Origin of the sequence: Pseudomonas sp. B21-054 (genome assembly GCF_026016345.1) — a bacterium.
Lineage (GTDB): Bacteria > Pseudomonadota > Gammaproteobacteria > Pseudomonadales > Pseudomonadaceae > Aquipseudomonas.
In genome coordinates this window covers 221,165-234,240 of sequence record NZ_CP087204.1, presented here as the reverse complement: position 1 = coordinate 234,240, position 13,076 = coordinate 221,165, and the positions used below count along the sequence as shown (strand labels likewise).

General features: G+C 61.1%; 11 protein-coding genes. 2 read left to right on the top strand and 9 right to left on the bottom strand.

The window, feature by feature from the left end; translation table 11 throughout:
* Both LOY70_RS01025 and LOY70_RS01020 read right to left on the bottom strand, forming a co-directional pair.
* Positions 1–1,320, bottom strand: a complete 1,320-nt coding sequence (locus LOY70_RS01025; protein WP_265032540.1) for an efflux RND transporter periplasmic adaptor subunit — start codon at positions 1,318–1,320, stop codon at positions 1–3.
* The gene (locus LOY70_RS01020) at positions 1,317–2,096 is read right to left on the bottom strand and encodes an efflux RND transporter periplasmic adaptor subunit (protein WP_192261999.1); all 780 of its coding nucleotides are present in this window, start codon (positions 2,094–2,096) and stop codon (positions 1,317–1,319) included. The genes LOY70_RS01025 and LOY70_RS01020 overlap by 4 nt, the downstream gene beginning before the upstream one ends.
* A gap of 466 nt (positions 2,097–2,562) precedes the next feature.
* Here LOY70_RS01020 and LOY70_RS01015 point away from each other — a divergent pair, with 466 nt between their 5' ends.
* Entirely contained in the window at positions 2,563–3,252 is a 690-nt protein-coding gene (locus LOY70_RS01015) for an NYN domain-containing protein (protein WP_092329862.1), read from the top strand.
* Here LOY70_RS01015 and LOY70_RS01010 read toward each other — a convergent pair.
* From LOY70_RS01010 to LOY70_RS01000, 3 genes are read right to left on the bottom strand one after another with little or no spacing between them, the layout of a single operon-like run.
* Entirely contained in the window at positions 3,233–5,683 is a 2,451-nt protein-coding gene (locus tag LOY70_RS01010) for an alpha/beta hydrolase (protein WP_265032539.1), read from the bottom strand. The genes LOY70_RS01015 and LOY70_RS01010 overlap by 20 nt on opposite strands.
* Positions 5,684–5,692: 9 nt before the next feature.
* Positions 5,693–7,135 carry a TIGR01777 family oxidoreductase gene (locus LOY70_RS01005; protein WP_265032538.1) on the bottom strand — a complete coding sequence of 481 codons (1,443 nt, stop codon included), beginning with the start codon at positions 7,133–7,135 and terminating at the stop codon, positions 5,693–5,695.
* Positions 7,128–7,616 (bottom strand): cell division protein, encoded by a 489-nt coding sequence (locus LOY70_RS01000; RefSeq protein WP_265032537.1) that lies wholly within the window; start codon positions 7,614–7,616, stop codon positions 7,128–7,130. Before LOY70_RS01000 ends, LOY70_RS01005 begins: the two co-directional genes overlap by 8 nt.
* A gap of 537 nt (positions 7,617–8,153) precedes the next feature.
* Here LOY70_RS01000 and LOY70_RS00995 point away from each other — a divergent pair.
* Positions 8,154–8,705: a hypothetical protein gene (locus LOY70_RS00995; RefSeq protein ID WP_265032536.1), complete on the top strand. Its 552-nt coding sequence runs from the start codon at positions 8,154–8,156 to the stop codon at positions 8,703–8,705.
* Between the two features lie 301 nt (positions 8,706–9,006).
* Here LOY70_RS00995 and LOY70_RS00990 read toward each other — a convergent pair whose 3' ends face one another.
* From LOY70_RS00990 to LOY70_RS00975, 4 genes are read right to left on the bottom strand one after another with little or no spacing between them, the layout of a single operon-like run.
* Entirely contained in the window at positions 9,007–9,873 is an 867-nt protein-coding gene (locus LOY70_RS00990; RefSeq protein ID WP_265032535.1) for an ABC transporter permease, read from the bottom strand.
* 12 nt (positions 9,874–9,885) lie between these two features.
* Positions 9,886–10,746 carry an ABC transporter ATP-binding protein gene (locus tag LOY70_RS00985; protein ID WP_265032534.1) on the bottom strand — a complete coding sequence of 287 codons (861 nt, stop codon included), beginning with the start codon at positions 10,744–10,746 and terminating at the stop codon, positions 9,886–9,888.
* A gap of 5 nt (positions 10,747–10,751) precedes the next feature.
* Positions 10,752–11,777 (bottom strand): ABC transporter substrate-binding protein, encoded by a 1,026-nt coding sequence (locus tag LOY70_RS00980; RefSeq protein WP_265032533.1) that lies wholly within the window; start codon positions 11,775–11,777, stop codon positions 10,752–10,754.
* 38 nt (positions 11,778–11,815) lie between these two features.
* On the bottom strand, positions 11,816–12,727 hold the full coding sequence (locus tag LOY70_RS00975; RefSeq protein ID WP_265032532.1) for a TauD/TfdA dioxygenase family protein: 912 nt from the start codon (positions 12,725–12,727) through the stop codon (positions 11,816–11,818).
* Between the last annotated feature and the right edge of the window lie 349 nt (positions 12,728–13,076).

Sequence of the window (13,076 nt, the reverse complement as noted above, 5' to 3'; positions counted from 1 at the left end):
CTACAGGCCTACGCTCTGGCGCAGGCCGGCCAGTGGTCGACGCAACAGATACAACGCCAGCGGGGCACGGTCACCGAAGATCTTCGCCGTGCCCCGCAGGCCGATGCGCGGCGCTGTCGCATCGAAGCGCGCATCCAGGCGATACGCCAGTTGCCCGGCGGCGGTGGGTTGCGCTTCGTAGGCCGAGCGTTCGAGCCAGGCCAGGTGCCGCTGCAACGGATCGCTGTCGAGGAACAACGCCACTTGCGCACCGGGCTCCAGGGCGATCGCGTCGCCGACCGCCAGCTCGATGCGCAACTCGGCCTGGTTCGGGTCGGCGATTTCCATCAGTCGCTCGCCGGTCTGCACCGGCTTGCCGAGCCAACGTTCGGCATCGGCGAACACCGCAATGCCATCCCGCTCGGCGCGCACTTCGCTGCGTTTGAGCAGTTCCAAGGCGTAGTTGCGCTCGGCGCGTTTCTGTTCGACGCGGGCGGCCAGCAGGTCGATCTTCGAGCTCGATTCAGCATCGGCAAAGGAGCGTTGGGAATTGGCCTTGAGTTCCGCCTCGGCCACGCCCAATGCACGCTGGGCGACATCGGCCTGGGCCTTGAGGCTGGTACTTTCGAAACGCAGCAGCAGGTCGCCGTTCTTGACGGTCTGGTTGGGCTTGACCAGGAACTCGGCGATCACCCCGTCCAGTGGCGCCGCGACGACTTGCCCGCCCAGCGGCACGACTTCGGCCGGGGCCAGTACCGACTGGCGCACCGGAACCAGCAACCCCAGCAACAGCAACGCCAGCAGCGCGACCTGGCGTTTGCGGGTCCAGCGCAAGCGCCACGGTTTGCGCGGTTGCAAGGCCAGCCAGGCATGACTGTAAGTGTCGCCCAGCTGCGATAACAGTACTTGCTCGGCTGGGGTCCATGGCAGGTCGCGGGCCAGCCACAAACCGCCGAATACCTGGCCCTGATGATCGACCAACGGCAGCCAGAACACTTGCCCGGCGGACAGGCTTTGCCAGTCCGCCCGGATGGATTCGCTCACCCCATCGGCGGCGATCACCCGAGCCTGATTCAACAGGCCCTGTTTGAATAGCTGCGCCACCGCCTGCTCGACAAATGCCACGAATGGCGCATTCGGCTCCACGGTACTGACGCCGGTCACCGCCTGGACCTTGCCGGCGATCAACAACGCGGCATGACGAAAGCCGAACAGGGCCTGGCCGTCGTTGACCAGGCTGTAGCTCAATTGTGCCGGCGTTCGTGCGGCCCGGGTCTGGCGTTCAAGGTCAAGGAAGCGGGCAAACACCTGCTCGGCGCTGCCCGATACCGGCGCGTTCACTTGGGCTCCGCGAAACGCGCCGTGCCGCTCATGCCGGACAGCAAGCCGCTGGCATCCGGCACGCTCGCCACCAGCAACAGGGTCTGGCTACCCTCGTCGATGCGCGCGCCCAGGCGCTTGACCGTCGCTTGCAACGGCTTGCCGGTTTCATCGGGGACGAAGGTAAAGGGCTGGCCAGGCTTGAGCCGGTCCATCCAGCGCGACGGCACCAGCAGGTGGATCTCCAGGGTGCGGTTGTCGACCACATCGAGCAACGGCGCGCCGGCCGCCACGCTTTCATAGCGCTGGACCTTGCGCGCCACCACTTGCCCGTCGAAGGGTGCAACGACGCTGCAACGCTTGACCTGAACCTGGTACACCTGGGATTGAGCCTGGGTTTCATTGAGCCGGGCTTCGGCCCGTGACACTTCAAAACGTCCGACCGACTTCAGCGCCGCCAGTTGCCGGTTATGCGCCAGCTCTTCACTGGCCCCCCGGCTTGCCGCCTGGGCCGCGTTGAGCTGGGCCTGATAGGCCGAGCAATCGAACCGCGCCAAGGTATCGCCCTTCTTGAACGACTCGCCCTCGCTAAACGGCAACTCGACGATGCGCCCGGCCAACTCGCTGGCCAGCACCGCCTGGTCTCGCGCCCGAAGCACCCCACGTGCCTCGTCGCCACTCGGCGCACTGGCCGTGACGCCGCTTTCCAGCAGAGGATCGTCCGCGACAGGCGTTTGCGCCTGCACGCCGCACGTTACAAAGGTCAATCCCACAACCCAACTACTCAAACGTCCCATGCCGTTACTCCCTGACGGATGGGCGGAGTCTACGACAGCGGTGGGGGGCGTCAAGGGAGTAGCGGTCAGGAGTGAGAAAACTCTTGTTTCAAAAAGGTCGAAGAGGGGACAAAAAAACGCTCAGTTTTTTCCTGATATGTACGGACATCAAATCCTACAAAGTATTGAGAATTTCCATTCGTTGGAAAATGGTTTTCGGTGATGGATTTCTACCGTTGCTCTAAGAGAGGCTCTATTTCGTAACAAACGCTGACAGATCAAGCAAAGAATGGATTTGACCTTCCACCATGCATACGCTCAACACTGTTGCGCCGGTGACGAGAGAGAGTCCAGCCAACGGTTGACGTTATGACACGCTCAACTTAGGATGGCCCTACTCAACCCCGTACGCAGAGATTCAGTTCTCTGGCTGTTGGGGTGAAAAAACCGGCTTAGGCCGGTTTTTTCGTTTCTGGGGATCGAGTTTGTGCGCACCGCATTTTTTGTTGACGGCTATAACCTGTTCTATGGACTGCTCGCAGACACACCTTACAAATGGCTGGATTTGCGAAGCCTGTTGTCACACATCGCGCATATCGAAAACCCGCACAGCACAACTGCCTCAGTTGATTACTTCACCTCCTCGGTCAAACCGTCACTGGCCACCCGTGGCCGAGTATCAAAAGAAGCGCAAGATTCTTATATCCGCGCCCTGAAGACCACCCATATCCGTGTCCATTATGGTCATCATCAACTTGAACCTGCCAAAGCCCCTCGTTTCGTTGACAGAAAGACAAAAGCCTCTCGAGAGGACAAAGTCGACATCTGGAAGCTGGAGGAAAAAGAAACGGACGTTCACATAGCAATCAGCATGTACCGAGCCGCTGCAAAGCAAACGACGCTGAAGAATCATGAACGGGTGGAGCAATTGGTACTTGTATCCAGCGACACCGATATGACTCCCGCTTTGAGAGCGTTGCGGGAGGATTTTCCTGAAACAACCGTTGGCGTTATTCTTCCTCATCGAGCTGAGCTGAATCGTCCATCTCCAGGTTCGTTAAAGCAGCACGCCCACTGGATACGCCGCGTTGTCACTTGCGACGAACTCCAATCCCACCAATTCCCCAACCGAGTGCCCACGCACAAAGCCCCCGCCATCAAGCCGGACTATTGGTAGCAACCAACGTCAACTCACCATCCCGGTACACCACCTCACGCCCCAGCCACGTCACATCCACCTGCGGCAGCACCGCCGAGGGTTTGCGCAGCTCACGCAGCAGCGTCGAGCCGTGGGACAAACGCCCACCCATTCGCGCAATCACGGCCCGGGCGCTTTGATAGTGTGCATGGCGACCAGGGTCCAGGGTGTCTTCCAACAAAATGTCCTCGCCCAGAATCCCCTGGGCCTGCCCCGGATAAATCATGAAGCCGCTGGCCCGCTCGGTGCCTTCACGACCGTCCTGCCAGAAGCTGCCATCGCGGGTGCGGATGTCCGGGTGCGGCGCGAACCAATGCGCTCGGTCCGCCTGCGGCATGGCGTGGTGCAGGCGAAAAAACATCCGCATCAGGTTGTCGCGATACCATTCGCGCACTTGCAGGTAGTAACCGCGCAGACCCGGCAGGCCGGCCCCATGGGCTAGGCGAATCGCCAGGGGCCATTGCGGGAAGGCCTGCAAGGGCAACTCGGTCGGCGCCGGGCGTGGCGTCGCCGGATCGGTTTCCCAGGGCAGGCGATGGGGGCTGTGTTCAAGGTTGTCATAGGCGGTCGGCGGCCGCCCCAGCCAGTCGCCGCCACTGCTGGCCAACGCACTGGCGATGCACAGGTTGCCCTGCACCACGAACACGTAGAAGCGAGTGAACCAGTCGGCCAATTGCTGGCCGTCGGCGCCTTGTGCGGTCAGTTCGAGCAGCTCCCGGTCGAAGCGCCGCAAGCCGTGTTCGAGCGTGAGCAGATGCCCACGAGCGATGCGTTGCATGCGCAGGAACAATGGAAGCGAACGCATCAGGCGCAACGGCCGCCAGGGCAAATGCGGTGTTGCACCGCCGACCTCGCCGGCGTAGCTGCTGGCGCTGATGCCCCAGTCGGCCAGCCGGGCGAGAAACAAATCGTTGTTGATATACGAAGCACCGCCAAACACCGCCGTGAAGGGTTCGTTGTCCTGCAGCACCCGTGAATCCCAACGCGCCATGATCGCCGGGATGCTCGCCGCCGCGCGGCGCTGGGCGTACTCCACCAAGGCGCTGGGTTGCGGCGGCAGGATCTCGGCGATGTTGGCGGCGGTCAGGTGGCGGCGCCAGCCGTAGTCGCTGATCGGTCGATATTGCAGCAACCAGAGTTGCGTGCCGTCCCAAGCCCATTCGACGTCGCCGGGCACATAGTGGAAGACCCGCAGCACGCCTTGCAGGAAACGCCACAGCACGTCTTCGGTCAGGCCATGGACTGGCTTGAATGTGCCGCTGTTCCATGACTCGCCGGGGCGGGAAATGATCGCGCGGTCGGGGCTCACCTGACCATCGGCCAACGACTCCAGGTGACCTTCGACCCACTCCAGCTCGACGGATAGGTGGCGCACGAAGGCGATCCCCGACAACCGCGGCGTGATGAAGCGCTGGACCACCACTTCCTCGACACCCGCCGCCGTCAACTCGGCGATACGCGCTGGCACGTTGTGCGTTGGTTCACGCAGGAACGTGGTGCTCAGGCCCGCATTCGCCGCGTCGGCCTGATCTTCGCCATAACTGGAGGAACGCACGGCCCAGATAGCTTCCGGCTGGCTCTTCAAAAAACCTGGTAAGCGCGGATCATGACAGTCGTTGAGCGACAGCGCCGCAGGCACCGCTTGCCCGGCCAGTTCCGCCAGGCGCAAGCGCCCACCCTTGGTGTGCGCGACGAACCCACGCTCGCCCGACTCCAGCCATGCGGCGAACTCGGCCGGCGCATCGATCCATGGGTAGTGACCCCAGCCAGGTTTCAGGCTGATGGTCAGATCGGCACGGGCGAGAATGGCCGACCAGGCCGCTGCCTGTTCGACGCCCAGCACCTTGTCCTGATCGCCCCAGACCAGTTCGACCGGGTCGGTGATCCATTCCAGCAGTGGCAGCGCGGTATCCGCACGCAGTTGATCCCAGAGCGGCACAAAGGCGCGGCAGCGGGCATACCCGGCACCCATGCGTTGGTATTGCGCGGGCGTCCAGGCCTGGCGGGAGAATTTGTGGGCGAACAGCGTCGGCTTGTTCGAGAGCAGCCAGTGAATAGTCTTGCGAATCGGCAGCGGCGACATCAACGCCGGCAGTCGTCGCTGCCACAAAAACGCGCCCACCGGCGCCAGCAACACGCTGCGGCAGAAGTGTCCTGGCCGACGCTGCAAAGCATGCAGCACCAGCAACGCATTGACCCCGACCGCCATGATCGCGCTGCCCTTGACCGTCGCCGCCAGCAACGCCTGGGCGTAGGCCGCCAGGTCCTCGCCAGGGGCTTGGGGGTTGTTGCCGAAGCCGGGCAGTTCCAGCGGCACCACGTCGTGGTGTTGAAAATGCGGCAACGCGTCGTCCCACCAATCGGCGGCGCTACCGTTGCCGGCCAGCAGGTACATCCGGGGCTTGCTCATGGACGGTCCTCAGGCCAGGTCGCGCAGGGCAGCGTCGAGGGTCGGGTAACGGAACGTGTAGCCGGCCTCGACGAGACGATTGGGCAGCACGCGCTGGCCGTCGAAAAACAACTGGGCCATCTCACCCGCCAGGGCACGCACCGGCGCGGCAGGGATGTGGAACCACACCGGACGCTTGAGTACCTTGCCGACGCGCTCGGCGAACAGCGCCTGACTGACGGTTTCTGGCGCCACCAGGTTGTAGGTGCCGCTCAGGCTCTCGTCATCGAACGCACGGGCGATCACTCGGATGACATCGTCGCGGTGCACCCAACTCATGATTTGCCGACCGTCGCCCATCCGCCCGCCGAATCCCAGGCGAAACGGAATCAGCAGTGGCAGTAATGCACCGCCCGGGCCAAACACCACACCCAGGCGCATCACCACCTGGCGCACGCCCAACTCCGTGGCGGGCCGGGCCGAGGCCTCCCAACGCACACAGAGTTCAGCCATGAAACCGTCGCCCCGGCTGGCGCTTTCATCGAGGCTCTCGCTAGCGTCGCGTACGCCATAAAAACCGACCGCCGAGGCCTGTATCCACAATGCCGGTTTGTGCCGGGTGTTTTTCAACCAGGTCATCAAGGCTTCAGTGGTATTGACCCGGCTGGCGATGAGTTGCGCCTGACGCTTGGGGCTCCAGCGCGGCCCGGCCACCGGCGCGCCCGCCAGGTTGATCACGATGTCGAAGGTTTCGTCATGGCCCAGTTTGCCCAACGAACGCAGGCACCGGGCACGGCCGTCGAACAGATAGGCCGCTTTCAAGGGATCGCGAGCCAGCACGCTGACCGTGTGCCCGGCGTCGAGCAGTTGATTGACCAAGGCTTCGCCGATAAACCCGGTCCCCCCCGTCACCAGCACACGCTTATAGGCACCGCCCGCGAATGGGTTGGCCGGTTTGCCTTGACGTTGCATGCGTAGCGCCGCCAACCCGTCACGAATACCCGAGGCAGTCACGCCGACGGCGAACAAGGTCAGCAGCCAGCCGCGCCAGCCGAAATCGATCGCAACCAGGCCGGTCGGCAAACTCGCCCACTGCGCCAGTTGCACACCGTACAGCGCGAAAAACGCCCCGCCGTTGACCGCCAGCACCGTGTGCATGATGCGCTCGATGGCGGGCAGTTTGCGGCTACGGTCCTCGACCACGAAATCCCAGAGCGTCAGGCCGATCTCCAGCGCGAACAGCAAGCCAATGACAATCGCCCACGTCCCCTGGAAGGCCAGGTGCGCCATGCCCAGGAACAGAATCCCGTAGAAACACGAACGCAGGGCGTGGATGGAGAGCTCCAGGCGAGCACTGTGGCGATAGGGCAAGGCGACCGTGAGTTCGTGGTGATACAGGGTATCCAGCGCGCCCAGGATCGCCTGGGCGATCAACAGTGTGATGGCCCAGTCCAGCAGGGAAAAGTCAGGCATGCGTTGAATCACTCGGCGCGTGGTCAGTCAGGGAGGTGCGGCGATCGTGGCGATAGAGCCAGAACAGCGGCGGCAGTAACAGCAGCAGCGCGAGACTGTCGAGCCACAAGTGCGACCAGACGCGCGCCTGGGCGGAAATCAACATGTCCTGGGGCGCCCAGAGCAGGATGCCGGCGATTATCCAGGCCCAAGGCATAGCGCGCTTCAATCGATTGCCGATGTGCACGAGGGCGAGCATGTACAGCGCATAGCTTTGCAGCGTGGCACCGAACAAGGCCAGCCACCAGACCTGTTGCGCGCTGGCCGTCGCGGGCACCACGGCGGTGCCCCAGAAGATCTGTTCGATGTTTTGCAGGTAGCCGTCGAGCAAGCCCGAATGGCCTGCCCAGCTCAGGGTGATGCCGGCAAGCAGATGCATCAGGGCGGCGGCATACAGCCAAGCGACCAGGGCTTTGCGAAGGGTGCTGGGAGAGGTTGGCATTCCATGTCCTGAAGGCTTGCTTGAGGGCGGCCAGTCTAAAGGAAAAGGGAGGGGCTTTACTTGGCTGATGACCTGGGCAGCGATAAATAACGTTCGCCGCCTGGAGCGCCTGAAACCTAAGCCAGATGGCCGATAGGTGCATTTGCTGGTGAAGTGGGAGACAGATCGGCTTATGCGCCTGGGTGAATTTCGAATATCGCCTCCGCGAGCAGGCTCACTCCACAGGTGAAGCTTGTGCACCTGTTTTCATGACCGGCAACTAAATCCCGTCGCTGGGTATCAGCGACACGAATCACATTAAGGGCAAGGCCAAGGCTTACAAGCCGGCGGATCCTGGTGGATCTACAGTCCGTTGCGCAAAGTGCCGTAGACACTCGGAAAGTAGCCGTCGGGCTGGGTCGCCGTTCGTCGGCACTGTCAACTACGACAGGTACGCAAGCCGGTCGTAAAGGTTTCTACTGCTCTTGCGTCTATCCACGGCGCTCCGGCAATTGAGCGTCAACGGAACGCTTAGATCGTCTACTAGAGGACAGCATCATGAGCAATAAACAGACAACTAATATTAATGATGGCATCAGTAATGAAGTGCTTGAAAAGGCACATCTGGAGGAGAGAAAAAAGTTAAGATCTGCAATCAGAGTACCTGTTGACAAGCTTAAAGCCTCCGTCTTGGAGCCTGAGTCGGCCAACATCGATTCAAACAACATCAAAGGTAAAACAAACGAAATCCCCTGGCGAACCGATACGCTTTCAGGGAGCAACGGTAATTACAAAGGAGAACTAACTTTTCAGCATCGTTATGTTGATGGACGATTGCAGTTCAAAACGACTAAATACCGAATAACTCGAAGCAATGGTCAAAGTGGTGGGAATAAAGCCAACATTAATATTCTTATAGATAATTCGGCTGGGCAGTGGTCAAGCTTTTCTCCCGACTCGATGTGGCAGGACGGACAATGGTATGTCTATGAGCGAAACACCGATATGAGAATTTGGGATAAATGGGCAACGGTGTATATACTATTTATTTTTGATAAACCGGGTGCCCCCGACCCTGACGTAACTGTTTCGAAGCAGTACTATTATTAAGTTCCAATCGACGCCTGAAAGTAACAGCGTCGAGGCCAGACCACCGAGCAGGTCCAAGCCTTGAAATCGTGCCTGATGAAAAAACATATTACGCCAAGGTAACTCCAATGTGATGTTTATACTTTCGATGGCGCTAGCTAACCGGGATAAGGACATCGCCTTATCTGCTCAGGTTAACGATGCCTTGGAACTAATTCTGTTTGTCTATTCTGTTGTTGGACTACGGCCCCTGTGAGCGCGAGCTTGCTCGCGATGACGTCAGCCCAGGCAACCCAAAACCCGGGCGAGGAGTATTACCTGCTCAACGCTGCATCCCCCAACGCTTTACCGTCACCCGCTCCAGGGAATCAAACACCAGATTCTCCACCAACAACCCAATCAGAATCACCACCGCCAACCCGGCAAACACCTTGTCGGTGTACAGCTCGTTGCGGTTCTGGAAGATGTACCAGCCCAGGCCGCCCTTGCCGCTGGTGGCGCCGAACACCAGTTCGGCGGCGATCAGGGTGCGCCAGGCGAAGGCCCAGCCGATTTTCAGCCCGGCGAGAATCGACGGCAGCGCCGCAGGGATCAGGATGAACAGCACAAAACGCAGGCCCCGCAGCCCATAGTTGCGCCCGGCCATGCGCAGCGTTTCCGAGACGCCAAGAAAACCCGCATACATGTTCAACGCCAGCGCCCACAGCACCGAATGCACCAGCACGAAAATCAGGCTGTTCTGCCCCAAGCCAAACCACAGCAGCGCCAACGGCAACAGGGCGATGGCCGGCAACGGGTTGAACATCGATGTCAGGGTGCTGAGCAGGTCACGGCCCAGTTGGGTCGACACCGCCAGGGTGGTCAGGCCGAACGCCAGGACGATGCCCAGCAGGTAGCCCTTGATCAGCACCACCAGGGAAATCCACACCTTGCCCAGCAGCTCGCCGCTGAGCAAACCGTCGTGCAACGCGCGGGCGGTTTGCAGGAAACCCGGCAGCAGCAGGTCGTTGTTCTGGTAGCGGGCCACGGCTTCCCACACCACCGCCAGCAGCAACAGGATCAGGCTTTTGCGCAGCCAGCCCTGTTGCCAGAGGCGCTGGCCGAGGGGCAGCTCGCGCTCCAGGGGGACATGGGTAAGCGGTTGCAGGTCGACTTCGTACTCTTCACGTACAGGCGATAAATGGCTCATGGAACGTTCCCCTTAGTACGCGATACGAATGTCGGTGAAATCCAGCTCACGCTCGGCTTCAAGCGGCTGGCCTTCATTGAACAGCAACCCATGGATGCGCCGCGCCGTGTGCTGAAACCCCACGCCACCGAGGCTGTGCAGATCGTATTGATGGCTGTGGACTTCGGCCCGCACACGCCCGGGGTGCGGTGACAGCAGCAGGATGCGATTGCCCACCACCAACGCCTCTTCGATCGAGTGGGTGACGAACAGCAGCGTGAAGCGCACCTCTTCCCAGAGCAGCAGCAACTCTTCCTGCATTTTGCGCCGGGTCAGGGCATCGAGGGCCGCGAAGGGCTCATCCATCAAGAGGATTTTCGGCTGCATCGCCAGCGCCCGGGCAATCGCGACGCGAGCTTTCATGCCGCCGGACAACGTATGGGGATACGCATCGGCAAACGCCGCCAGACCAACCTTGTCCAGGTAATGCAGCGCCCGCTCCTCGGCTTCGCGACGCTTGAGGGTGCCAGACGCCAACAGCGCGAACATCACGTTCTGCTTGACGGTTTTCCACGGTGGCAGTTGATCGAACTCCTGGAATACCACGATCCGGTCCGGTCCCGGCGCGCTGACGGTTTGGCCTTGCAAGCGAATCTCGCCTTCGCACGGCGTGATGAAGCCGCCAATGGCCTTGAGCAAGGTGGACTTGCCGCACCCGGACGGGCCAAGCAAAACAAAACGGTCCCCAGGGTCGACTTCGAAACTCACTTGGTGGGTGGCCCGAACCACCCGCTGTGGGGTGCGGTATTCCAGGCTGACGTTATCCACCGACAACAATGCCGTGTCGGTGCGGGTGGGGTTGCTGGCCGCGTGGCCTTGCAAAAGCGCGTTCATGACAATCAGCTCCCCTGCAACGGTTTGGCGTCCTGGAAGAAATAATCCTCCCACGACGCCGGCTTGTTCTTGATGGCGCCGACGCGGTAGAGGAATTCGGCCAGCGGGTAGGTGTTTTTCGGGGTGACGGTGAATTCGATCTGCGGGTTGTCGATGATTTTCAACAAGGTCGCCCGGTCGATCTTGGCCTTGGTCACCCGCAGGTAGGTGTCCGCCGCCGCACCTTTATCGTTCTGGGCAAACTCGGCCGCTTCGGTCAGCGCCTCGACGAACGCTTTGTAGGTCTTCGGGTTTTCATCGCGGAATTTCTCAGTGGCGAACAGCACCGTGGGTGAGTTCGGCCCGAGCACGTCATAGGAGTTGAGCACCACATGAACGCTAGGGTTTTGCAGGGCCTGGTCCTGGAACGGCGGGTTGGAAAAATGCCCGGTCAACTCGGTGCCGCCGGCAATCAACGCCGCCGTGGCGTCCGGGTGCGGGACGGCCAAGGTGTACTTGTCGAGGCGATTGAAATCCTTGTCACCCCACTGCTTCGCGGCGGCGTATTGCAAGATCCGCGACTGCACCGAAACGCCCACCGCCGGCACCGCGATACGGTCTTGCTCGGTGAAGTCGGCGATGGTCTTGACCTTGGGATTGTTGCTCAACAGGTAATAGGGAAAGTTGCCCAGGGAGGCCACGGCCTTGACGTTCTGCTTGCCACGGGTGCGGTCCCAGACCGTCAACAACGGCCCGACACCAGCCCCGGCAATGTCGATGGAGCCCGACAGCAACGCATCGTTGACCGCCGCCCCGCCGGACAGCTGGGTCCAATCGACCTTGATGTCGATGCCTTCCTGCTTGCCGTGCTTCTCGATCAATTGCTGGTCGCGGACCACGTTCAGCAACAGGTAAACGATGCCGAACTGCTCGGCGATCCGAATCTCGCCCTCGGCGTGAGCGCTGGCCGGCGCGACCAGGCTGCCGGCCAGCAAACTGAAGCCCAGGCCGATGGCGGCGGCCAGCGGTGCAAAAGCGATGCGTTTGGACATGGTGATTCTCCAAGCTCTTTGCGCCAGGCGCAGCCAAATCAGAAAGGGGCGTCGCCCTGGATGGTGGTGCGATACAGCTTGCGGCGCAGATGACTCGGGCAACCGGCGGCCAGGTGGATCAGCGAGCGGTTATCCCAGAACACCAGGTCATGGGACTGCCATTGATGGCGATAAATGTTCTGCGGCAACACGCTGTGGGCGTACAGCTCGGTCAGCAGCGCCTGGCTTTCATCCTCCGGCAAGCCAACGATGCGGGTGGTGAAGCCTTCGCTGACGAACAACGCCTTGCGTCCGGTTTCCGGGTGGGTGCGCACGATGGGATGCACCACTTCGGCGACCTGGGCCAGTTGCTCCGGCGTCAGCGTCGGGCGCCAGTTGCCTTCGAACTTGGTCTCGCTGTAACGCGCCGTGTAGGAATGCGCCGCCGAACGGCCTTCCACGGCTTTGCGCAACGCTTCGGGCAACCCCTCCCAGGCCTTGTGCATGTCGGCGAACAGCGTGTCGCCGCCTTCGCTAGGCAATTCCTGGGCGTGGAGCATCGAGCCGAGGCTGGGCAGTTCCTTATAGGAAAGGTCCGAATGCCAGAACTTGCCTGCATCGCCGAGGCCGATGGATTGGCCGTTTTCGATGATGTTGGACACGATGAGGATTTCCGGATGCCCGGTGAGCAGGAACTGCTTGAGCACATGGATTTGCAGCACGCCAAAACGGCGGCTGAAGGCGATGTGCTGTTCCGGGGTGATGTGCTGGTCGCGGAACACCACCACGTGATGATCCAGGTGGGCGCGATGGATGCGGGCGAAGTCCTGGTCGTTGATCGGCCGGGACAGGTCCAGCCCAATGATCTCGGCACCCACGGCCTCGATGAACGGACGAATTTCGAACCTTTGCGGCGCGATGTTCGCGGCGCTTGGGGTAAGGGAATCCGGAGAATAAGAGACGGCTGACATACATCACTCCCACGCACGGCGCGCTTGAACAGGCGCGCACTCGATCAAAACTCACGGCGTTACCGTGTTGGTTTGTGTCGTGCGGCGCGCCGATTGGTCGGCAGGTACGCAGGGGGATGACTTTAAGGGTATAAGAATTGAAATTTAAATACCGTTAATGAATAACGATATGGCTTAGAGTTTTCACCGCCTCCTGTGGCGAGGGGATTTATCCCCGCTGGGGTGCGAAGCAGCCCTAAAACCTGCCACCTCGGTGTGTCAGGCTTGGTTACATTCAGCTATTTCGGGGGCTGCTTCGCAGCCCAGCGGGGATAAATCCCCTCGCCACAGAGATGGTGCCGGCCCGAGC